We start from the raw sequence: 23,054 nt of genomic DNA, 5'->3' as shown, positions 1-23,054 counted from the left end.
TCTCCCTCACGTGAGTAAAAAGTTTCTGATAGACAGGAAATAGATTGATCGACGTTAATCAGTTTCACAAGCTGAGGATCGGTATGGCTACCACCGAGGATATCCATCGTTGGAGCCACGGCGAGGTCAAGAAGCCGGAAACCATCAACTACCGCACCCTCAAGCCAGAACGTGACGGTCTGTTCTCGGAGCAGGTGTTCGGTCCTACCCGCGATTGGGAGTGCGCTTGCGGTAAGTATAAGCGCGTCCGCTTTAAGGGCATCGTGTGCGAGCGCTGCGGTGTCGAAGTGACTCGTTCCCGCGTTCGTCGTGAGCGCATGGGCCACATCGAACTGGCAGCCCCAGTCACTCACATCTGGTACTTCAAGGGCGTTCCATCCCGCCTGGGCTACCTGCTCGACGTTTCCCCACGCGACCTGGAAAAGGTGATTTACTTCGCCGCATACATGGTCACCTCGGTCGACGTTGAACAGCGCCAGAAGGACCTTCCAGATTTGCAGGCCGAGTTGGACACCGACCTCAATGCCATGACCAAGCGTCGCGACATCGAGCTCGCCAACCGCCAGCGCAAGCTGGAAGAGGACCTCTCTGACCTGGAAGCAAGCGAAGGCAAGTCCGCAGCTTCTTCCAAGCTCAAGAGCGCTGCCAACCGCGAATTGAAGGCCATCCGCAACCGCTTCGACGACCAGATTCGTCGTCTGCAGAGCGTGTGGGATCGCTTCAAGGGCCTCGAGCCAGGCGATATGGAAGGCGATGTCGACCTGTGGGGCGAGATGATGGATCGCTACGGCGATTACTTCACCGGTTCTATGGGTGCAGAAGCCGTCAAGAAGCGCCTGGAAGATTTCGACCTCGAAGCAGCCGATGAGGAGCTTCGCGAAATCGTGCGCACTGGCACCGGCCAGCGCAAGGCTCGCGCTCTCAAGCGCCTGAAGGTTGTGGACGCATTCCTCAACACCGGCACCAGCCCAGCAGCAATGGTTCTCGACGCCATCCCGGTTATCCCACCGGACCTGCGTCCTATGATCCAGCTGGACGGCGGCCGCTTCGCAACCTCCGACCTCAATGATCTCTACCGTCGTGTGATCAACCGTAACAACCGTTTGAAGCGTTTGATCGAGCTCGGCGCACCAGAGATCATGCTCAACAACGAGAAGCGCATGCTTCAGGAAGCTGTTGATTCCCTCTTCGACAATGGCCGTCGTGGTCGTGCCGTCACCGGCGCTTCCAACCGTCCATTGAAGTCCTTGTCAGACATGCTCAAGGGCAAGCAGGGTCGCTTCCGCCAGAACCTTCTGGGTAAGCGTGTGGATTACTCTGGCCGTTCCGTGATCGTCGTGGGCCCAAGCCTGCGCATGCATCAGTGCGGCGTGCCAAAGCCAATGGCACTCGAGCTGTACAAGCCATTCGTCATCAAGCGTTTGGTGGACGAGGGCTACGCACAGAACGTCAAGAGCGCCAAGCGCTTGATCGACCGTGCCGACGCCAACGTCTGGGACGTGTTGGAGCAGGTCATCTCCGAGCACCCAGTGCTGCTCAACCGTGCACCTACCCTGCACCGCCTCTCCATTGAGGCCTTCGAGCCAATCCTGGTGGAAGGTAACGCAATTCACCTGCCACCACTGGCCTGCGCACCATTCAACGCCGACTTCGATGGCGACCAGATGGCAATCCATCTGCCGCTTTCCGTTGAGGCACAGGCTGAGGCTCGTACCCTCATGCTCGCTTCCAACAACCTGCTCAAGCCAGCAGATGGCCACGTGGTGACCATGCCATCTCAGGATATGATTCTGGGTCTGTACTGGCTGACCACCGTTGAGGAAGGCGAGAAGGGCCAGGGTCGCATCTTCTCCACCATTCCTGAGGCTCGTATGGCCCTCGATGCCGGTGAGATTACCATGAACACTCTGGTTCTCTTCCGCATGCCAAAGGACTTCGTGCCGTCCAAGAACTGGGAGCCTGGCGAGGTCAAGGTTGTTGACCCACAGCCAGGTATGCCAGAGGTGGTGAAGGAAGAGCGCCTGCAAGATGGCGGCTTCCTGTTCGCTACCACTTACGGCCGCATCCTGTTCAACGGCACCTTGCCAGTTGACTATCCATTCGTCAACGAGCAGGTTCCGAAGGACAAGCTCAAGCCAATCGTCGACGATATTGCATTGCACTATCCAGTCGCCCAGGCTGACGCAACCCTCGATGCTCTGAAGGACCTCGGCTTCAACCACGGCCAGTGGGCCGGCGTGACCATGGCCTTCTCCGACATCGTCACTCCTCCACAGCGCAAGGCCATCATTGCTCGTTACGATGAGTTGACTCAGAAGATCAACGAGCAGTACGAGATGGGTATGCTCACTGAAGCCGAGCGCCGTCAGGAAGTCATCGATGCATGGACGAAGTGCACCGACGAAGTTGCTTCCCAGATGGAGGAGAACTTCGGTCCTCACAACGACCTGAACATCATGGTGCGCTCTGGTGCACGTGGTAACTGGATGCAGATTCGTCAGATCGCCGCAATGCGTGGCCTCGTGACGAACCCGAAGGGCGACATCATTCCTCGTCCAGTCAAGTCCAACTACCACGATGGCCTGTCCACCCTGGAGTACTTCATCTCCGAGCACGGCGCTCGTAAGGGCCTGGCTGATACCGCACTTCGTACGGCAGAGTCTGGTTACCTCACCCGTCGTCTGGTCGACGTTTCCCAGGATGTGATCGTGCGCGAAGAGGATTGCGGTACTAAGAAGGGTATCGTCATCCCGATCGCCGAGCGCAACGACGACGGCACCTTGAGCGTCGACAAGTTCGCAGATTCCTCTGCTTACTCTCGTATGCTCGCTGAGGATGTCGTTGATCCAAGCGATAAGACCACCGTTCTGGCCAAGCGCAACTCCGCAGTGGATATGGACGTCATCGCTATGCTCGTCGAGCACGGCATTGCCTCCATCAAGGTTCGCTCCGTGTTGACCTGCGAATCCAAGCGTGGCGTGTGCGCCGAGTGCTACGGCTGGTCCTTGGCAACCAACCACCTGGTTGATGTTGGTGAGGCAGTCGGCATCGTCGCAGCACAGTCCATCGGCGAGCCTGGTACGCAGCTGACCCTGCGTTCCTTCCACTCTGGTGGCGTCGCTTCTGCATCCGATATCACCCAGGGTCTTCCTCGTGTGACGGAGCTCTTCGAGGCTCGTACTCCTAAGGGCGAGTCTCCGATCACCGAGTACGACGGAACTGTTCACATTCAGGAGAACGAGGATGGCCGTTACGTCATTCTCACCCCTGATGTTCCTGGCATGGAGAACATCACCTACCAGGTGTCCCGTCGCGCTCCACTGCTGGTCAAGGAAGGCGAGCACGTCTCCGCAGGTACCCAGCTGATGGAAGGTTCTGTCGATCCAAAGAAGATCCTTCGCATCCTCGGACCTCGCGCAGCAGAGCTCAACATTGTGGACGGCGTTCACGATGTGTACCGCTCTCAGGGCGTCGGCATCCACGACAAGCACTTGGAGATCGTCGTTCACCAGATGCTTCGCCGCGTGACGATCATCGATTCGGGTGAAACCACGATGCTTCCAGGCGAGTTGGTGGATCGCAACGTCTTCACCGCACAGAACCGTGAGGCAGTGAAGAACGGTAAGAAGCCAGCTTCCGGCCGTCCAGAGCTTTTGGGTATCACCAAGGCTTCTCTGGCAACCGATTCCTGGCTGTCTGCTGCATCCTTCCAGGAGACGACTCGCGTGCTCACCGAGGCTGCCCTCGATGGCCGTGTCGATCACCTGCGTGGCCTGAAGGAGAACGTGATCATCGGTAAGCTCATCCCAGCTGGTACCGGCCTTGCCCGTTACCGTGAGGCTACGGTTGAGCCAGATAAGGTGATCCGCGACTCCATCTACACCACCTTCAACATGGGTGACAAGCAGGATTCCGTCATCTCCACTCTGCCTACCGAGGATCTGAGCTCTGTCGACTTCAACGACATTGATTTCGGCGATCTCTCCTTGGGTAACGAGTTCGGTGACGATTCGCTTTCCGACATGAACTTCGGTTCTGACTTCTCGTTGGATTCCGATACTTTCGGCTCCTTCGACACGTCTGACTCCGACAAGTCCTCTGGCTCTGATGACGCTCAGACTTCTGATGACTCCGATTCTCAGAATTCTGACGACTCTCAGTCCTCTGACGACTCGCGGGAGTAATACGCTCGCTCTGAGGTCACGGCGGCTTTGTCTTGGCCTCAGTAGGGCTTAAGATTATCAGTCCTCGTCTTCGGGCGAGGACTTTTTCATATCCCTCCCGCTTCGCGCAGCGCGCGGGCGAAGGCAAGGGGAGGGGCGCAGCCGCACGTTTCATCCTCTGGGTTGATGCGTTGACAATCTTGAGGCATAAAATAGAGAAAGACTCGAGGAGGAAAGAGGTTACCATGTCGGCGAAAGAGCACAAAAGCCTGGCAAGCAAGCTGGTTAAACTGTCGCTTTTAGGCGGGGCTGCTTGGTTATGGAGCATCCTTCCTCGCACGAGGGCTCAGCGTTTGCGTGAGCAGCCTGGCCAGGGGCTTATTCCTGCGAAAACGGGCCTTCCTGTCACACTTTTTGCCCATCGTGGCTTGCATGACGCGGGTTCGGGCTTGTCGCGTGCGGCTATGAGTGACGAACATTCTGAGGCCAGCGAGTATGTTGCTTGGGTTCGCGATCTGGCCGCTCAAGCAGGCTATGAGCCGGTCGTCGACTCGGCTCCTGTTGCGCCAGAGAATTCGATGGCAGCTTTTGCCGCCGCCTGTGAAGCGGGCTACGGCATTGAGCTTGATATTCAGCTGAGTAAGGATGGGCAAGTGGTGGTCTGCCACGATCCTGACCTGTTACGCGTGGCGGGGCTCGATGTGGCAATCAAGGACCTCACGTATGAAGAGCTCACCACCATCCCGCTCTTCCCAGCGCCAAACCTTGCGGGAGATGGTAAGGCGGTGAGTGCGAAGCCTGCTATGGGGGACCTCAAGCGCGGCAATCTGGGTGCAATGGCTTACCAGCATGTGCCTTTGCTGCGTGATGTGTTGGATTTGGTGGATGGTCGCGTTCCGCTGATCGTGGAATTTAAGTCGCATTCTGAGCAGCTCGATGAGGATTTGCTGCGTAAGGGGTGCGATTTGCTGCAAGCTTATCAGGGGCAGTATTGCATTGAATCGTTTGACTCGCGTATGGTGCGCTGGTTTAAGCTCAATCACCCGGAAGTGATCCGCGGTCAGCTGGCTGCACCGTTCTCGAAGCAGCGTCGTACGGGTGTTGTGGAGGGGCTCAAGCAGGGCAAGCTTCCGAAGCGTTCGGATGTCCTGGCTTTCCTCGCTGCCTCGTTGCTGCTCAACTGGTATGCTCGCCCTGATTTCCTGGCTTTGGAATGGCATATGGGCAAGTCTTTGCCAGCGCGTGTGGCGCGTCGTGCCGGGGCTACACTCACGGCGTGGACGGTGCGTACCGAGCTGGATCGCATTGAGTGCGCAGATGTGTTTGACGAGGTGATTTTCGAGGCCTTCCGCCCGCGCGTGTGATTACTGCGTTTTGCTACGCGGAGCGCACCGTCTCGGTGTGTGTTGCTCACTGAGCCTGGTGAGCTGCGCCGTTCCTAGCGGCCGAGCTGCTCTTCACAGCAGTGCGCAAAGTGATGAGCGTCGAATCATTCATCGTTTCGATGTCCTCATTCTCCGCCAGACGCACCGAGCGCCATTGGTGAACCGCAGAATCGAGGCAATCCACCACGATCACCGTGGCGTTATCCTTGCCTCCGGCGTCTAAAGCTGCGTTGACGAGGTTTTGTGCCACCGTCCTGGCGTCCTGCTGGGCGCACGCGAGTTCGACGAATTTGGTGGGCTCGATCTCGGAGTAAATGCCATCCGAGCACATCACAAAACGGCCGTACAAGCCGGCGCGGAAGTAGTCGGCCGACACGCCGTCAGGGGAGCCTACTGCCTGAGTGATGATGTTGCGCGGAATGCTCCTCTTGGCGCTCTCTTCGTCCATTTCGCCGGCGTCAATCACCTCTTGGCGCTTGGAATGGTCATGGGTCACCTGCACGAAGGAGTGCACGTCCCACGTGGCCTTCCTCTGCTCACTCACCTCGACGTCGAGCTTGAGATTACCATTGTCCGTTTCTCCCTGTGCGGTCAAAGCCATTCCGGGTGTAACGTCCTCGCGAGTCAGATTGCGGATTCGCGGTAGCACCATGGTTTGGTCGCTACTCGCCGGTGCAGGAACCTCATCATACGAGCTCGCTTCAGTGTGAGTGGGATGAGTTGGTGAGGAAGCACCCTCTAAAGTTAGGTGGGGTGCATCCAAAGTAGGAATAGAATAGCGCGGAGTTGACGAGGTGGCATCGGTAATGTCAGGCGTTTCCTTGCGGTGAAGAGCGCGCTGGAGGAAGTTGCGAGGAGCGACGACCTGCTCGACTTGCAACTCGGAAAGGTGATAGGTGCGAGAATCACCAATATTGACCACGTACCAGCAGTTATCGGGATCTTCGCCAGAAATATCCTTCAAAATAATGCCAGTCAGCGTACTGCCTGCCATACGCCCGTCATGAGCCATTGCAGCAACGCGAGCCTGAGCCTGTTGAATGCAATCTTCAATCATCGCGCGTGAGCGGATGGAAACATGAGCAAGCTTGGCAAATTCGGCGATAATTACAGCGGAAGCTTCGCGGCCGTCGACTCCACCTCCCATACCGTCAGCAACCAAGTAGAGGCCATCCTGGCTCACATACGAATCCTGATTGTCACGGCGGACTAAGCCGATATCAGAAAAAGCGGCGCTGCTAATACTCACGGCCATAGTATCCTCCTGTGCAACTGACGTAGTAATGCTAACGCCGAGTGCAGAAGTAGTAAAAGTGCCTCAGTGGCCGATGCGAAAGTGATTCGAAGTTGAGGCGACAGAGCCTCGAGGCTGAGGTGCTTGTTTTCAGCTGAAATTGTTTGTCCACGCATGTGATATAGTTATCAAAAGTGTGCCACAGGTTGCCTGTGGAACATCCCTGAATTCTGTGAACCGAACCGGTAACGGCAAGGGGAGGATGACGGGCCATCGGGCCGGTGGGTGTTGGCTGTACATTCGATCCTTCTGGGGGAGTGTGCCTTCCACAACGTCGCGGCCTGAGGCACAAAGAGTAAGTAGCAGTTGGATCGGAGAAAAATGCCAACTATTCAGCAGCTGATTCGTTTCGGCCGTACCAAGAAGACCAAGAAGTCGAAGACTCTGGCCCTCAAGGGTAGCCCATTGCGTCGTGGTGTGTGCACTCGTGTGTACACCACCACTCCAAAGAAGCCAAATTCCGCCCTTCGTAAGGTCGCCCGTGTGCGTCTGTCCTCTGGTATCGAGGTCACCGCATACATTCCAGGCGAAGGCCACAACCTGCAGGAGCACTCCATCGTGCTCGTTCGCGGTGGTCGTGTGAAGGATCTCCCGGGCGTTCGTTACCACATCGTCCGCGGTGCTCTGGATACCCAGGGTGTGAAGGACCGCAAGCAGTCTCGTTCTCTCTACGGCGCAAAGAAGGCTAAGTGATATGTCTCGTAAAGGACCAGCAAAGCATCGTATCGTACAGCCTGATCCGATTTACGGTTCCACCGTTGTCGCTCAGCTGATCAACAAGGTTCTCATGGACGGCAAGAAGTCCGTCGCTGAGACCATCGTCTACTCCGCACTCGAGCAGGTGAAGACCAAGACTGAGCAGGACCCAGTCTCCGTCTTGAAGCGCGCTCTGGATAACATTCGTCCATCCCTCGAGGTTCGCTCCCGCCGCGTCGGTGGCGCAACCTACCAGGTGCCAGTCGAGGTTCGTCCAGCTCGTGCAAACACCCTCTCTCTGCGTTGGCTGACTGACTACAGCCGTGCTCGCCGTGAGAAGACCATGGCAGAGCGTCTCGCAAATGAGATTCTCGATGCATCCAACGGCCTTGGCGCATCCGTCAAGCGTCGTGAGGATACCCACAAGATGGCTGAGGCCAACCGCGCCTTCGCTCACTATCGCTGGTGAGTTCCCGCCTTAGGGCACCCATAACCAAGACAAATCGTCGCGCTAAGTGAGGAATAAATGGCACAAGACGTGCTTACTGACCTGAAACAGGTCCGTAATATCGGCATTATGGCTCACATCGATGCCGGTAAGACAACCACTACCGAGCGTATTCTGTACTACACCGGTGTGAACTACAAGATTGGTGAGACCCACGATGGCGACTCCACCATGGACTGGATGGTCCAGGAGCGCGAACGTGGTATTACCATCACCTCTGCAGCAATTACTGCATTCTGGAACCGTCAGTCTCACGACCCTGAGGATCGCTTCCAGATCAACATCATCGATACCCCTGGCCACGTCGACTTCACCTCTGAGGTCGAGCGCTCCCTGCGTGTTCTCGATGGTGCTGTTGCAGTCTTCGATGCAAAGGAAGGCGTGGAGCCACAGTCCGAGACCGTGTGGCGCCAGGCTGATAAGTATGACGTCCCACGTATCTGCTTCATCAACAAGATGGATAAGCTGGGCGCCAACTTCTTCTACTCCGTCGATACCATCAAGGAGAAGCTGAACGCAACTCCAATCGTCATGCAGCTGCCAATCGGCGCTGAGGACGACTTCAACGGTGTTGTCGATCTGGTCCGCATGAAGGCATACGTGTGGGCTGGCGACCAGAAGAAGAGCAAGGACATGGGTGCTCACTACGAGACCACTGACATCCCTGCTGAGCTCAAGGATCAGGCTGACGAGTACCGTCAGAAGCTCCTCGAGCAGGTTGCCGAGTCTGACGATGCACTCATGGAGAAGTTCTTCGCTGGTGAGGAGTTCACCGAGCAGGAGATCCGTGAAGGCGTTCGTAAGCTCACCGTGGCTTCTGAAGCTTACCCAGTGTTCTGCGGCTCCGCCTTCAAGGATAAGGGCGTTCAGCCAATGCTCGACGCTGTCGTTGATTACCTGCCATCCCCAGTGGATGTTCCAGCAATCAAGGGCTACGTCCCAGGTCACGAGGACGAGGAAGAGGATCGTAAGCCATCGGCAGACGAGCCATTCGCAGCACTCGCCTTTAAGATCGCAGCTCACCCATTCTATGGAAAGCTCGTTTACGTTCGCGTGTACTCCGGCACCATCAAGCCAGGCGACACCGTTCTCAATGCTTCCAAGGACAAGCGTGAGCGCGTTGGTAAGCTCTTCCAGATGCACTCCGATAAGGAGATCCCAGTCGACGAAGCACGCGCAGGTAACATCTACGCATTCGTTGGCCTGAAGGAAATCTCCACCGGTGATACTCTGTGCGATGTTGCTCACCCAATCTCCCTTGAGTCCATCTCCTTCCCAACCCCAGTAATCGAGGTTGCTGTGGAGCCAAAGACTAAGGCTGATCAGGAGAAGATGGCAATCGCATTGCAGCGCCTCTCCGATGAGGATCCAACCTTCCAGGTCAAGACCGACGAAGAGTCTGGTCAGACCCTGATCTCCGGCATGGGCGAGCTCCAGCTCGACATCATCGTCGACCGTATGCGTCGTGAGTTCAAGGTTGATGCAAACGTTGGTGAGCCACAGGTCGCTTACCGCGAGACCATCAAGAAGCCAGTGATGGACCTTGAGTACACCCACAAGAAGCAGACCGGTGGTTCTGGTCAGTTCGCAAAGGTCCTGATGAACTTCCTGCCAATCGACGAGACCAACGAAGAAGAGAAGGGCAAGGACTTCATCTTCGAGGATCACGTCACTGGCGGCGACATCTCCCAGGAGTACATCCCATCCGTCGAGGCCGGCGTCAAGGAAGCTATGCAAACTGGCGTCCTCGCAGGCTTCCCAGTGGTGGGTGTCAAGGCTCAGCTCATGGACGGCCAGATGCACCCGGTCGATTCCTCCGAGATGGCCTTCAAGGTCGCTGGTTCTATGGCCTTCAAGACCGCAGCTCCTAAGGCTAACCCAGTCATTCTCGAGCCAATCATGGCCGTCGAGGTTCGTACTCCAGGCGAGTACATGGGCGATGTCATTGGTGATTTGAACTCCCGCCGTGGCCGCATCGATAAGATGGACGACGAGAAGGGCGTTCGTATCATCGACGCTAAGGTGCCGCTGGCCGAGATGTTCGGCTACATTGGTGACCTTCGTTCCAAGACCCAGGGCCGTGCAGTGTACACCATGCAGATGGATTCGTATGCTGAGGTTCCAAAGTCCGTTGCTGACGAAATCATCAAGAAGCAGCGTGGCGAGTGAGTGAGTGTTAATCTTTGAGTATTCCTCAAGATTATCAACGCTCATGAGCCGAAAGTTTGAGAGGGGACGGGTGCTGACTCGTCTCCTCGGGTATGTGAGGGGTTGTCTGACACAGCAGCCCCTTACATACAACGATTTTGCGAACTAATGTCTTACATTAGTGAGTGAAAATCCTTTGCCTGAGTGCTGGGAAACCACGCTCACAGTGAAGGTGTGGCATCCGTCTGCTTTAGCGGGTAGACTCAAAGAGTTAACACTGCACCGGTTGTCATAATCTCAGCAGTTTTGTAATATGTAGCGGGGCTTCTGCTCATGTGGCGGAAGCGAACTACGAACGTCCAGGAGGACATAATGGCAGAGAAGGCCAAGTACGTACGCACTAAGCCGCATGTCAACATCGGCACCATCGGCCACATTGATCACGGTAAGACTACCCTGACTGCAGCAATCTCCAAGGTTCTACACGACGAGTACCCGGATCTGAACCAGGAATATGATTTCAGCCAGATCGATGAGGCTCCAGAAGAGAAGGAACGCGGTATTACCATTAATATCGCGCACATCGAGTACCAGACCGAGAAGCGTCACTATGCTCACATCGATGCTCCAGGCCACGCTGATTACGTCAAGAACATGATCACCGGCGCAGCTCAGATGGATGGCGCAATCCTCGTTGTGGCTGCAAACGATGGTCCTATGGCTCAGACCCGTGAGCACGTCCTGCTCGCAAAGCAGGTCGGCGTCCCGAAGATCCTCGTCGCTCTGAACAAGTGCGATATGGTTGAGGACGAAGAGCTCATCGATCTCGTCGAAGAGGAAACTCGCGACCTGCTCGAAGAGAACGGCTTCGACCGCGACTGCCCAGTCGTGCGCATCTCCGCTTACGGCGCACTGCACGACGATCAGCCAAACCACGAGCACTGGGTTGAGCAGATCAAGAAGCTCATGGACGCAGTCGATGAGTACATCCCAACCCCAGTTCACGACCTCGACAAGCCATTCCTCATGCCAATCGAGGATGTCTTCACCATCTCCGGTCGTGGTACCGTGGTCACCGGTCGTATCTCCCGTGGTCAGATCCTCACCAACACCCCAGTTGAGATTGTTGGTCTGAAGGATACCCAGTCCACCACCGTTACCTCCATCGAGACCTTCCACAAGATCATGGATTCCGCTGAGGCTGGCGACAACGTCGGTCTGCTCCTCCGCGGTATCAACCGTGACCAGGTCGAGCGTGGTCAGGTGTTGGCTGCTCCAGGTTCCATCACTCCTCACACCGAGTTCAAGGCTGAGGTTTACGTCCTTACCAAGGACGAGGGTGGCCGTCACACTCCATTCTTCAACAACTATCGTCCACAGTTCTACTTCGGCACCACCGATGTCACTGGTAGCATCGAGCTCCCAGAGGGCACCGAAATGGTTCAGCCAGGTGATCACGCCAACTTCTCCGTCAAGCTCATCCAGCCTGTCGCAATGGAGAAGGGCCAGACCTTCGCAGTCCGCGAGGGTGGCCGCACCGTTGGTTCTGGTCGTGTGACCGAAGTTCTCGACTGATTGACTTCAGTTGTGACTTGTTCGTGTAAATAGCAGTTCAACTGTTGTTACGCCAACGTCAAGGGATAGCTTCTTCGGGAGCTATCCCTTTTTTCATGCTCAGCCCTTTTGTTGTGGGGCTGTGGCATACTTAACAGTTGTCTTCATACGTGATTTTTCTTTGGATGGGATTAGCAAATGGCACAAACCACCAATGACATTAAGAACGGCTCTGTTTTGAATCTCGATGGTCAGCTTTGGACTGTCGTGAAGTTCCAGCACGTCAAGCCAGGCAAGGGTCCAGCATTCGTGCGTACCACCATCAAGAACGTTCTGTCTGGTAAGCAGGTTGAGCGCACCTTCAACGCTGGTATGAAGGTTGACTTCGAAACCGTGGATAACCGCGATCTGCAGTACTCCTACCGTGATGGCGACAACTTCGTCTTCATGGATATGACCACCTACGATCAGGTGATGATTCCTTCCGCACTTATCGGCGACCAGGAGAAGTACCTGCTCGAGGGCACTGAGTGCCAGATTTCCTTCCACGATGGCACCCCGCTTCAAGTTCAGCTGCCAGCATCTGTTCTGCTCAAGGTCACTCATACTGAGCCAGGCTTGCAGGGCAACCGTTCCAATGCTGGTACCAAGCCAGCAACTGTAGAAACTGGCGCTGAAATTCAAGTTCCGCTCTTCATTACTGAGGGTGAGGTAGTGAAGGTTGACACCCGCGACGGTTCTTACCTGGGTCGCGAAACTAAGTGAGTCACCTCACTTCTGACACTCCTTTGCTGTGAGCGCAGGCAGGGGAGAGGAACAAGCCTTCGAGTTTACTCGGAGGCTTTTGCGCCACTTATAGGCAGACATGAGGAGGACTGGATGGCACGCTCTACCGCACGGAAAAGGGCATTGAACACTCTATATGAAGCTGATTTGAAGGATGCGGACATTCTCGATCTGCTCGCTGAACGCGAGAAGAACCCGGGAGCCGACACCCCACTTCCAGAGTATGCCTCGGACATCGTGCGCGGTGTGGCACAGCATTATAAGCGCATCAACGGTATGATCAACGAACACGCTTCGTGGAAGATTTCGCGAATGGCTGTCGTCGACCGCAATATTTTGCGCATGGGCGTGTGGGAGATCGTCTACAACAACGAAATTCCCGCTCCTGTTGCCATCGATGAAGCTCTCGCTCTGGCCAAGAAGCTCTCTGATGCCGACTCGCCAAGCTTTATTCACGCTGTTCTCTCTGCCATCAGTGACGACCCGAATGCCGTGCCTGAAAACGACGACCAGTCGCAGCGCTCGCGCGGCCTGTCTCGCTCCCTCAAACAAAGCGAAACCGAGATTACCACTGCTGATAACACCGCACGCGACGAGCAGTACGGTGACAGCGCGGATGAGGATGTTGACCTTGATAATCTCAGTTTCTCCTCTTTGAGTGACGATGAGCGCAAGCCAGGAACTTTCTCCTCACTGATTCCTGCCGCAGAACGTCGCCGTCGCCGCGCGTTTGTGACGCTGTCTCGCCGTAGAATTCTCCTTAAAGCTCGGAATGCTGCTTGGCCGTTTAACCCAACGAACCGTGAACAGCAGCAGGCAGAATATCTGTTGCAGCGTGCTGTGATTCGCATGCGACGTAGAGGGAAGTGAGGATTTATGGCTGAGAAGAAAGATAAGACCAGCTGGTTTCGCCGCGCTTCTCAAGGAGTAACGAGCCGTTTTAGCAAGCCACAAGCTCGTCCTCGTCGCCGCCTCGTCGTGCTCTCCGGCCCTACAGCCGTTGGTAAGGGAACTGTCGAGGCCGCTTTGACGAAGGCCCATCCTCAGGTATGGGTGTCGGTTTCCGCAACGACTCGTGCACCCCGGCCGGGTGAAGTGGACGGTAAAACGTATTACTTCCTTACCGAAGACCAGTTCGAGCAAATGCGACGCAATAACGAGTTCTTGGAAACCGCTATTGTGCACAATATGGCGCACTATGGAACGCCTTTGCAGCCAGTGCTTGACCACCTGCAAGATGGTGTGCCCACGATCTTGGAAATCGATTTGCAAGGTGCTCGACGCGTGAGGGAACGTGCTGCTGAGCTGGGCTTGGATGTGCTCTTCGTTTTCCTCGCCCCACCGAGCTTCGATGATTTGATTACCAGACTTGCTGAACGTGGTACTGAAAATCCTGAGCAAAGGATGAAGAGGCTGGCCACCGCGCGAGTCGAGCTTGCCGCCGAAAAAGAGTTCGACGTGGTGATTACCAATACGCATGTCGACGAGGCTGCAGAAGAGCTGTGGCGTGTGATTTGCCAGGAATATGGCGTGGACCCGGAAACGGGAAAGTGAACTGGCAATTGACCACAGGATTCACTAGACTGGAAAGTTGTCTGAATGGAGGGACTCATGGCAATTGGAACTGAGCCGACACCACAGGGAGTCGTCAATCCTACCATCGATCATCTGTTGGAACACACCAACGGCAACAAGTATGCTTTGGTCGTTTTCGCAGCCAAGCGTGCTCGCCAGCTGAACTCTTACTGGAGCCAGGCGAGCGAGGGCATTATTCAAAGCGTGGGCCCGCTCGTTGACGCGAATAAGGAAGATAAGCAGCTGACTGTTGCTTTCCGCGAGATCGACGAGGGTGTTCTCGAAGAGCATCTCGCTGCGGATGACGAAAATGAGGGACGCTGAGCTTACTCACCGTTTCTGTTTTTGAGGCCTTCCTCGAGTGAGGGAGGCCCTTTTTGTATGAACTATCTGTATAAACAAGCTCAAAGGAGAGGGTATGACCGAGTTGCAACTACTCACTGCTGAGGCAGTCACCGAGGGGCATCCGGATAAAATCTGCGACCAAATTTCCGACGCGATTCTCGATGACATGTTGCGCTCTGACCCCAACTCTCATGTGGCCGTGGAAACCTGTGCAGCAACTGGTACCTTCTTCGTCTTCGGCGAGGTGAACACGCAGGCCTACACCGATATTCAAGCGGTAGTGCGCTCCGTGCTCAAGCGCATTGGCTACGATTCCAGCGAGATCGGCCTCGACTATCGCTCCTGTGGTGTCGTCTCCTCGATTGGTCAACAGTCGGCAGAAATTGAGCAGGGCGTGGACCGTGTGCATCGCCACGCTGATATGACTGACGCGGAGAAGGAAGAGCTATACGCGACGACCGGCGCTGGCGACCAAGGTGTGGTGTTTGGTTACGCCAGTGACGAAACGGATGTTCTCATGCCGTTCCCGATCACTGTGGCTCAGCGTTTGGCTCAGCGGCTGGCTCAGGTGCGCAAGAAGCATATTGTTCCTGGCCTGCGTCCGGATGGTAAGACGCAGGTAAGCGTCGAATACGGCGATGACGGTTATCCTCGCGCTATTCGCACGGTTCTCATCTCCACTCAGCACGACCCGGATGTTGAACAGACGTGGCTCAAGGCTCAACTTCGCGAGCACGTGATCACTCCGGTTTTGCAGCAGGTGTGCGCTGCGGCTGAGCAGGCGTCTACTCACGCTGTTGAGCACGATTCGTATAAGCTGCTGGTTAATCCTACGGGCTCTTTCGTTCTGGGTGGGCCTGCCGCCGACTCCGGATTAACAGGACGCAAAATCATCGTCGACACGTATGGTGGTGCGGCTCATCACGGTGGTGGTGCCTTCTCTGGTAAGGATGCGACCAAGGTGGATCGTTCTGCCGCTTATGCTGCTCGCTGGGTGGCGAAGAACGTGGTGGCTGCAGGTTTGGCGCATCGTTGCGAGGTTCAGATTGCTTACGCTATCGGTGTTGCCGAGCCGGTGGCTATTAATATTGACACTTTCGGTACGCAGACTCCGGGTATTACGCATGCTCAGATTGAGGCTGCCGTTCGTGAGGTGTTTGACTTGCGCCCGGCGGCGATTATTGATGAGCTCGACTTGCTCAAGCCGGTTTATGAGAAAACGAGCTGCTACGGTCATTTCGGCCGTACGGATGCTGATTTTACCTGGGAGAGTGTGTCGCGCGCTGAGCAGTTGCGCGCTGCGGTTGAACGCTGAGAGATGAGCTAGGTGTGACGCTGTTCGCGCCGAGGTGAGCTACAGTTTTCGCCCTTAGCAGGCTCCTAGCGCGTCACATCTGTGTTGCGCGTTTTCCCCAGTTTGCGCGTTTTCTGACGTCTCGTTTGGCGCGGGCTAGAATTGAAGAAGATTATCAGTACCGAGGAAGGGAGGAGTGGTGGCCGATCAACCCGTTCAGCTTGCTCTCGATATTCCTGGCGTGGAAGTGAAGCACCAGTCGCGCACTGATAATCTTCAGAAAGTGAGTGTGAGACACCGCGAGCTCGTCGCGCACGTCGTTATTCTCGTCACCGCCATTCATATGGCGCAAACTTTCACGTATTCCATCCCGCCCGCGCTGGCCGACACTCTTGAGCCGGGGATGGCCGTCAGTGTGCCGTTTGGTAGGCGCGTGGTCACAGGCTTTGTGTGGAGTAGGGGTGTGGAAACGGTCAGCGTGTCGCTCAAACCGATCCGCGCGCAGCTGTCCACTCGAGTGCTGATCAACGGGCAAATGCGCCGCGACGTCGAAGAAATCGCCCGCTTGTATGGTGGCACCCGCGCTGAAATTCTTTCCCTGGCATTCCCTACGCATAATGCGCGTGTGGAGCAGGAGCGTGACTGGGACTTTTTCGCGGCTAAAGCGCGTGGCGAGCAGCGTTTTACGCGCTCTGTTGATGAAGATCTGCTCGAAGAAATGACCACGCGCGAGCTCAGTGATTATCGTGGAAGCCTTGCCGTGCACACGCTGATCGGCGCTGGCGAGGATGGCGAGGTTGGAGCGGGCGCAGAACGTGAGGCTAGCGCGGCTGAGGGGCGCGTGGCCGAGGAACGCACAGTTAGCGCGGCTGAAGAAGGCAGAACCGAGGCGAGCGCGGGGGAGGGACCTGCGGCTGAGCGAAACACAGGGGAGAAAAGCGCAGCTGGAGAAAGTGCGGAGCTGGCATCACAACGCCTGGTAATCTGGGACGTTGTGCCGGGCTTTTCGCGTTGGGTGAGCGACATCGCATGGATGATCGTGCAAGCCAAGCAAGCCGGCCGGCCAGTCGTGTGTGTACTACCCAGCAGCTCGCACATCACCAGGCTTTCAGCAGCCCTTCACCGCTACGGGCTCGTGAGTTTGGAAAGTATTGCAGCGCGCGAAGATGCGCTCAAGCGCGAGATCAGCCACACCAAGAAGCAAGCCCACGCCCAGGGTGTACTGTCCAGAAAGCTCGCGCGAACCATCAAAAAGCTCACCAAAGAAGGCCAAACCAGCGACGAGCTTCAAGACCTGGCACAACAAGCACAAGCTGCCAGCGAAGCATACGAGCGGTTGAGCGGGCATGCGCACAATCTGGAGGACGCACAAGCAAGCCTCGAGCGCGAGCTCACGGATGTTGCCGGCCCGCTGGCTGACTACTGCACTCTCGATTCTTCCACCTCGCCTCTCACCCGCTCGCGCTCTCTGACGGCCCTGAGCTCGGGGGCGGTGACCTGCGTTCTCGGCACGCGCGCGAGCATGTACGCGCCGGTGGGAAAGAACGCGCTGTTCATCTGCATGAGTGAGAACGCTTACGTTTACTCCGATGGCGAGCAGCCGTACGCTTCGGTTTCTGGCGTGTTGCGTCTGCGTGCACGCTTGCACGACGGCCTCTACGTTGCGGTGAGCCTTTCTCGTAGCGCTCAAGCTCAGTTTGACGTTGAAACGGGTGCGGCGCTGAGCGTTCAAGGTACCCAGGAGGCTCGGCATGCGATTCACGTGAGCTGGCTGAACCGCGAATTCTTGCAATCTCACGATGAGCCGCGCCTGTCCGCGCGCATTCCCCGCTACGCCGTGGGTGTGATGACGCAAGCGCTCAACGAAGGCCCGGTGCTCGTGCTGGCCGATCACGCTGGGTTTGCTTTGGTTCTGACCTGCGATTCGTGCCACCATGCTGCTCGCTGTTCGCGCTGTACTGGCCCATTGCGTGAGATTGACAGTGCTGGCCACATCCAATGCGCCTGGTGTGGGGCAAGTGCGACGCAATGGGTGTGCCCTAACTGTGGCAACACGAGTTTGAGAAAGCTGAAGGTGGGTGCGCAGGGAACCGCGCGAGAGGTGAGCATGCTGATGAAAAGCCAGCAGGTCATCGTTTCGCAGCCGGCGAGCCCGCAGTTCCCTCGAGGCCCGATCGCCCAGATTGATGCGAGCCCGCGGGTGGTTGTCGCGACGGCAAACGCTATCCCCAAGGTGAACGGTGGGGGATATTCCGCGGTGATAATCTTGGACGCTTGGGCAAGCCAGTATGACCAGAGGCTTGACGCGAGAACGGATACCCTCAACCTGTGGATGGGCGAGGCAAGCCAAGTCAAGCTCGGCGGGCATGTGTTGCTCATCGGCGAGTGTGATCCGTTTATTGCGGATGCTTTGTGCAATTGGGATGCGCAGAGTTTGGCGCGTGCGGAGCTGGAGGAGAGGCGTCAAACAGGATTACCACCGATTGTTGCGGCCGCCAGCGTGTGGGGCGATTATCCGGCCGTTATGCAAGCTGTGGAAAGCGTAGATGTGGATTCCTTCCCGCCGCTGGTCGCTTCGCTTTATGGCAAGGATGGGCAGCTGCATGAAGTAGAGGTTCCTCGCGTCATGGGCCCTGTTTCCGTGCAATTGCGCGAAACGGAGCGTAAAGCACCGCCGCTGGCTGGAGCGTCGGAGCGAGTGAAAGTGATTGTGCGCGTGCCGCTCTCCTCTCGTCAAGAGTTGGCGACGCGTTTGCACCAGGCGGCGAGCTTGGTCAGCATTCAGCGGCAGGGGGAGCTGCGCTTTTGGATAGATCCCAAGAATCTGGCGATTCGCTGAATGCCAGCGTGAACGCAGGCGAAAGTTTTCCACAGTCGGGCTTCGCGTTCGGCGAGGAGTAAACCTCAGCCGTAGAATAGAAGGCAGTGAAAAGCTGAACTGATAATCTCATGAAGGAGAATAATGACTTTTGTCGACCTTACGCCTGCGCACACGCACTTGAGCGCCGAAGAGCTGCGTCGCACGCAAGGAGAGCCCAACCAGGAAGTCCAGTGTCGTTTTGCCTCGGTGAAGCGCGCAACCACCGCTATTACCGACGTCGTGTTTGACTTTGGCGAGGTGCTGGTGCATTGGGACCCAGCCGGCCCGCTTTCCTCGCGTTTTGACGAGGAGATGATCCGCCAGTTCCGCGACAACGATCTGTCGGGTTTTGACGATGCCAATGCGGTGTCGGATAACGGCGAAAGCTTGGAGGATGCCGTCGCTCAAATGACTCCTCACCCGGGCCCGTGGGCTGAAATGATGCGCTTCTACCTTGAGCGTTTCGACCAGTCGCTGATGGGTGAAATCCCGGGCGCTCGTCAGTTGATTGAGGACCTTCATCAGGCCGGTTACCGTTGCTGGGGTCTGTCCAACTGGTCGCCGGAGAACTTCTACTGGGTGCCACGCCGCTATCCGATCATCCACGAGCTCGACGGCTACCTGGTGTCGGGCTTCATCCATCAGATCAAGCCAAACCGCGATATTTTTGAAACCGCCTCTCACACCTTCGGCTATGAGCCTGAGCACGCAGTGTTCATTGACGATAAGCCATCGAATGTGCAAGCTGCTCGCGATTTTGGCATGGGTGGTATTGTTCAGCGTTCTGCCCAGCAGGTTCGCGAGGATCTGATCGCCATGGGTGTGAATATTCCTGCAGTGATGACAAGTGTGGAGCAGGCGAGCGGTTTCCGCGCCTCAATGCCGTCAGATTGCCACGCTTCGAAAACAGTTGTGAAAGGGTGAACATGAAGATTTTGTTTGCTGGCACACCACAAGCTGCTGTTCCTGCGCTGCGCGCTTTGGCGAGCAGCCAAGAGGTTGTTGCCGTGCTCACGCGCAAGGATGCCGTGCGTTCGCGAGGCAGGAAGGCTACTCCAAGCCCGGTGAAGCAGGCAGCCCAAGAGCTAGGAATCCCGGTTTTTGACGGCAAGCCTGGCGACCCAGACTTCCTCGAGCGCATTCACGAGCTGGGTGTGCAAGCAGCTGTTGTAGTCGCTTATGGCCGCATTCTTCGCCAGCCCGTGTTGGACGCTGTGCCTCTGGGCTGGTTCAACATTCACTTCTCCCTGTTGCCTGAGCTTCGTGGTGCTGCTCCTGTTCAGCGCAGCATTTGGCTGGGGGACAAGAAGACTGGTATCTCCATTTTCCAACTGGATGCTGGTATGGATACGGGCAAGCTTCTTGCCCAGCGTGAGATGGCGATTGAGGACGAGCCGAATGCCGGTGATTTGATGATGTCGATGGCCGAGCTGGGTGCGCAGATGATCATTGAGCAGATGGCAAGGGTTGAAAAAGAGGCGGCTACCGACCCTACTCTTGCTTCTCTCTTGCATGTTCAGCCTGAGTTGACTGACCCCTCTCGGGCTTTAGCGCAAAAGATTAGCATGGAGGACGCTCAGGTGAAGTGGGACAAGCCGGCCAGTGTGGTTAGTGCGCATGCTCGCGCCTGCAACCCTGACCCCGGTGCTTTTACCACGGTGTATAAGGCGGGGAAGAGTGCTGTTGAGGGCGCTGCTCACGTTACTGCCCACGATGCTGCCAGTGAGGAAGGCGAGCGCTTGCGCCTCAACGCCGTCCATACTGCCCGTGCTGATGAGCCAGCACTCGCTTCTGCTCTGCAGGCACAAGGCCTGAAAGCAGCTGCCCTGCATCCCGGTGATCTCGTCGTGAGCAAGAAGCACGTGTGGGTTGCCTGCGAAACTGATTTCCTCGAGTTGCTCGTAGTGACAGCTCCGGGTAAGAAGACCATGCGAGCAGCAGACTGGGCTCGCGGTGCTCGTTTGCAAGCAGGAGCCCACTGTGAGTGACACCGGCAGTTTGCTCGGCGCACGCAAGGTCGCGCTGTCTGCTCTGCGCGCGATTCGCACGCGCCACAGCTTTGCGAACCTTCTGTTGCCCGGGTTGTTGAGTCAAGCGCAGTTGTCGGCGCGCGATGCTGCTTTTTGCACGGATATGGTGTATCAAACCCTGCGCTGGCAAGGTTTCCTCGACGCGCTGATTGACGCGCTGACCGCGAAGAAACCAGCTAAAGCGAGCACCTCAGGTGCGGCGAGTGTGGTTGACAGCACAAAACAAGCGAGAAAATTGGCTTCCCTGTTGGACGCGGACGTGCGCGATATTCTGCGCCTCGGCCTCACCCAACTCTTGCTCCTTGACGTTGCCGCATACGCTGTGGTGACCACTAGCGTCGAACTCGCCCGCCACACGCCGCACGCTCACCGTGCCACCGGGCTGATCAACGCCACTTTGCGTCGCGCCAGTGAACGCAGTCGCAAAGAATGGGAGGCGATTCTCACCTCTCGCATCCCTCGCTCGCAGCACGACGCCAGATTATCAGTACGCTATTCTCATCCGAAATGGATCATTCGCAAGCTTCGCGAATCCTTCGCCGCCACGAACCCGCAGATGAGTGAGGAGGAGCGGGAGAAGCAGCTGGAAGAGATTTTGCGCGCTGATAATCTTCCTGCACCTCTGACTTTATGCGCGCGCCCTGGCCTTGTTGCACCAGCAGACCTTGCCAACCAGATTACTGACCGTGCACCTGAGGCACACGTTGAAAAAGGCTTGTGGTCACCTTACGCTCTGAGAGTCAGTGGAATCGATCCGGGAACTCTTGCGGCCGTGAAGAATGCCAAAGCGGGTGTGGAAGACGAAGGAAGCCAGCTGGTTGCGCTCACTTTATCGGCAGCGCAGAGCCAGGCGAGCAGTGATAATCTCTGGCTGGACTTGTGTGCAGCACCGGGCGGGAAAACTGCCCTTCTCGGAGCTCTCGCCCAGCTTAAAGGTGCGACAATTCGCGCCAACGAGAAGAACCCTACTCGCGCGAAACTCGTTGCACACAATGTGGCAGCGCTGAAAGACGAGACGATTGACGCGATCACCGTGCTGGACGGGCGAGAGTATGCCCAAGCCAAGCAAGGTCAGTTCTCCCGCGTGCTCGTCGATGTGCCGTGTTCGGGGCTGGGAGCGTTGAGAAGGCGGCCGGAAGCGCGCTGGAGTAAAAAATCTGAGGAGATTGACGAGCTCATCGGCTTGCAAAAACAACTGCTCAATGCGGCTATAGACGCCACACTTCCCGGCGGAGTCATACTCTATTCGACGTGTTCGCCCGTGGTGGAGGAGACGCGAGCGGTGGTGGATGCCTGCGTGAACAGTCGTGATGATGTGCAACGATTAGACGCAGCACAGGTTCTTTCTACCGTGGTGGAGGAGAACTCGTTGAAGCTTGCACACGGCGATGTTCAGCTGTTTAACATCGATACCGACATGATGTTCATGTCACTTTTGCGAAAAGTCGTTCCTCAATCACCAACTGAGTGAAAAGGCGGGCTCTATGGATTTGCGCCAACTGGCATCAAAGGTTGAAGAGGTGTGTCGCACTGCCGGCAACCACGCCCTGAGAGAGCAGTTGAACCCCAGCGTGACCAAAACCTCGCGCGAACGCGGAGGCATTTCAGTCGGCCACTACGCTTCCGACATTGATTCACACCTGCAGCAGTATGTGATGGGTGCTCTCAACGAAATCGAACCACACAAGAGCTACTGGGATGAGCTCGCCGGTGAAGTGAGGCCAGGCGACCGCTTCTGGTGCGTGGGTAACGTCGACGGTTCTATCAACTTTGCGAGGAACCTGTCGGAATGGACGGTCACGGTTTCGCTGTTCGAGGCGAATGATATGGGCGAGATCTACCCGATTCTCGGCGTTGTCCACGCTCCAGCTCTCGACTTGACGTATATGGCAGCTCGCGGGCAAGGTGCCATTCGCGTCCGCCGCCTGTTAACCACAGAAAAGCGAGAGCGAGTGATCCCCTCTACATGGCCACATCTGTCGGATTCCGTTCTCTGCTTTGGTATGAGCTACTTCAGGAATGAATCTCGCAGAGCGTTGGCTACCGTCAACGATCTGACAGGTAAACCTGCTGATATCAAACGTATTGGGCCGGTTTCTCTGGATTTGTGCAAAGTGGCAGATGGTACCTATGACGCTTATTTTGAGCCATCGTTGCATTCTTGGGATATTCCTGCAGTAGCCGCAGGAGCCATTGTGTTGTGGGAAGCTCAAGGCCATCTCTCCCGTTGGGATGGCTCGTTGATCAATTGGCATGAAGCTAATGATATTGTGGCGACTAATGCTGTGATCGACGATGAGTTGATGCCTTATTTGGCTGCGCGTTCAGATAACCCAACGGTGTCGAACCCGAGTAATGATGAGCGTATTGCTCGCACTCAGGAGATGCCACCCATTTACGAGTGATCAGGGGTGCG

17 protein-coding genes are annotated in these 23,054 nt (G+C 56.5%); 16 read left to right on the top strand and 1 reads right to left on the bottom strand.

The window, feature by feature from the left end:
* The first annotated feature begins 44 nt into the window (after window positions 1-44).
* Both AEAE_RS04105 and AEAE_RS04100 read left to right on the top strand, forming a co-directional pair.
* The gene (locus AEAE_RS04105) at window positions 45-4,184 is read left to right on the top strand and encodes a DNA-directed RNA polymerase subunit beta' (protein WP_094689848.1); all 4,140 of its coding nucleotides are present in this window, start codon (window positions 45-47) and stop codon (window positions 4,182-4,184) included.
* 224 nt (window positions 4,185-4,408) lie between these two features.
* Window positions 4,409-5,527: a glycerophosphodiester phosphodiesterase family protein gene (locus tag AEAE_RS04100; protein WP_094689847.1), complete on the top strand. Its 1,119-nt coding sequence runs from the start codon at window positions 4,409-4,411 to the stop codon at window positions 5,525-5,527.
* Between the two features lie 46 nt (window positions 5,528-5,573).
* Here AEAE_RS04100 and AEAE_RS04095 read toward each other — a convergent pair whose 3' ends face one another.
* Entirely contained in the window at window positions 5,574-6,803 is a 1,230-nt protein-coding gene (locus AEAE_RS04095) for a PP2C family protein-serine/threonine phosphatase (RefSeq protein ID WP_094689846.1), read from the bottom strand.
* Between the two features lie 360 nt (window positions 6,804-7,163).
* Here AEAE_RS04095 and rpsL point away from each other — a divergent pair, with 360 nt between their 5' ends.
* From rpsL to AEAE_RS04025, 14 genes are all read left to right on the top strand, one after another.
* Window positions 7,164-7,535 carry a 30S ribosomal protein S12 gene (gene rpsL / locus AEAE_RS04090; RefSeq protein WP_094689845.1) on the top strand — a complete coding sequence of 124 codons (372 nt, stop codon included), beginning with the start codon at window positions 7,164-7,166 and terminating at the stop codon, window positions 7,533-7,535.
* Window position 7,536: 1 nt separating this feature from the next.
* Window positions 7,537-8,007 carry a 30S ribosomal protein S7 gene (rpsG, locus tag AEAE_RS04085; protein WP_094689844.1) on the top strand — a complete coding sequence of 157 codons (471 nt, stop codon included), beginning with the start codon at window positions 7,537-7,539 and terminating at the stop codon, window positions 8,005-8,007.
* Window positions 8,008-8,064: 57 nt separating this feature from the next.
* Complete coding sequence (gene fusA, locus AEAE_RS04080) at window positions 8,065-10,215, top strand: elongation factor G (protein WP_094689843.1); 2,151 nt, start codon at window positions 8,065-8,067, stop codon at window positions 10,213-10,215.
* Window positions 10,216-10,566: 351 nt separating this feature from the next.
* Window positions 10,567-11,769 (top strand): elongation factor Tu, encoded by a 1,203-nt coding sequence (tuf, locus tag AEAE_RS04075; RefSeq protein WP_094689842.1) that lies wholly within the window; start codon window positions 10,567-10,569, stop codon window positions 11,767-11,769.
* Window positions 11,770-11,946: 177 nt separating this feature from the next.
* The gene (efp, locus tag AEAE_RS04070) at window positions 11,947-12,513 is read left to right on the top strand and encodes an elongation factor P (RefSeq protein WP_094689841.1); all 567 of its coding nucleotides are present in this window, start codon (window positions 11,947-11,949) and stop codon (window positions 12,511-12,513) included.
* A gap of 114 nt (window positions 12,514-12,627) precedes the next feature.
* Window positions 12,628-13,404 (top strand): transcription antitermination factor NusB, encoded by a 777-nt coding sequence (nusB, locus tag AEAE_RS07065; RefSeq protein ID WP_094689840.1) that lies wholly within the window; start codon window positions 12,628-12,630, stop codon window positions 13,402-13,404.
* 6 nt (window positions 13,405-13,410) lie between these two features.
* The gene (gmk, locus tag AEAE_RS04060; protein ID WP_094689839.1) at window positions 13,411-14,088 is read left to right on the top strand and encodes a guanylate kinase; all 678 of its coding nucleotides are present in this window, start codon (window positions 13,411-13,413) and stop codon (window positions 14,086-14,088) included.
* Window positions 14,089-14,145: 57 nt separating this feature from the next.
* Window positions 14,146-14,433 carry a DNA-directed RNA polymerase subunit omega gene (gene rpoZ / locus AEAE_RS04055; protein WP_094689838.1) on the top strand — a complete coding sequence of 96 codons (288 nt, stop codon included), beginning with the start codon at window positions 14,146-14,148 and terminating at the stop codon, window positions 14,431-14,433.
* Window positions 14,434-14,527: 94 nt separating this feature from the next.
* Window positions 14,528-15,769, top strand: coding sequence for a methionine adenosyltransferase (gene metK / locus AEAE_RS04050; RefSeq protein WP_094689837.1), 1,242 nt, complete (start codon window positions 14,528-14,530; stop codon window positions 15,767-15,769).
* A 178-nt stretch (window positions 15,770-15,947) separates the two neighbouring features.
* Window positions 15,948-18,587 (top strand): primosomal protein N' family DNA-binding protein, encoded by a 2,640-nt coding sequence (locus AEAE_RS04045; RefSeq protein WP_148139960.1) that lies wholly within the window; start codon window positions 15,948-15,950, stop codon window positions 18,585-18,587.
* Between the two features lie 123 nt (window positions 18,588-18,710).
* The gene (locus AEAE_RS04040; RefSeq protein ID WP_094689835.1) at window positions 18,711-19,532 is read left to right on the top strand and encodes an HAD family hydrolase; all 822 of its coding nucleotides are present in this window, start codon (window positions 18,711-18,713) and stop codon (window positions 19,530-19,532) included.
* Window positions 19,533-19,534: 2 nt separating this feature from the next.
* Window positions 19,535-20,596, top strand: a complete 1,062-nt coding sequence (gene fmt, locus AEAE_RS04035; RefSeq protein ID WP_094689834.1) for a methionyl-tRNA formyltransferase — start codon at window positions 19,535-19,537, stop codon at window positions 20,594-20,596.
* Window positions 20,589-22,109: an RsmB/NOP family class I SAM-dependent RNA methyltransferase gene (locus tag AEAE_RS04030; RefSeq protein ID WP_158520493.1), complete on the top strand. Its 1,521-nt coding sequence runs from the start codon at window positions 20,589-20,591 to the stop codon at window positions 22,107-22,109. Before fmt ends, AEAE_RS04030 begins: the two co-directional genes overlap by 8 nt.
* 13 nt (window positions 22,110-22,122) lie before the next feature.
* Entirely contained in the window at window positions 22,123-23,043 is a 921-nt protein-coding gene (locus AEAE_RS04025; protein ID WP_094689832.1) for an inositol monophosphatase family protein, read from the top strand.
* Window positions 23,044-23,054 lie beyond the last annotated feature (11 nt).

Origin of the sequence: Aeriscardovia aeriphila (genome assembly GCF_002259595.1) — a bacterium.
Taxonomy (GTDB): Bacteria; Actinomycetota; Actinomycetes; order Actinomycetales; family Bifidobacteriaceae; genus Aeriscardovia; species Aeriscardovia aeriphila.
This window is presented reverse-complemented; position numbering and strand designations above follow the sequence as displayed.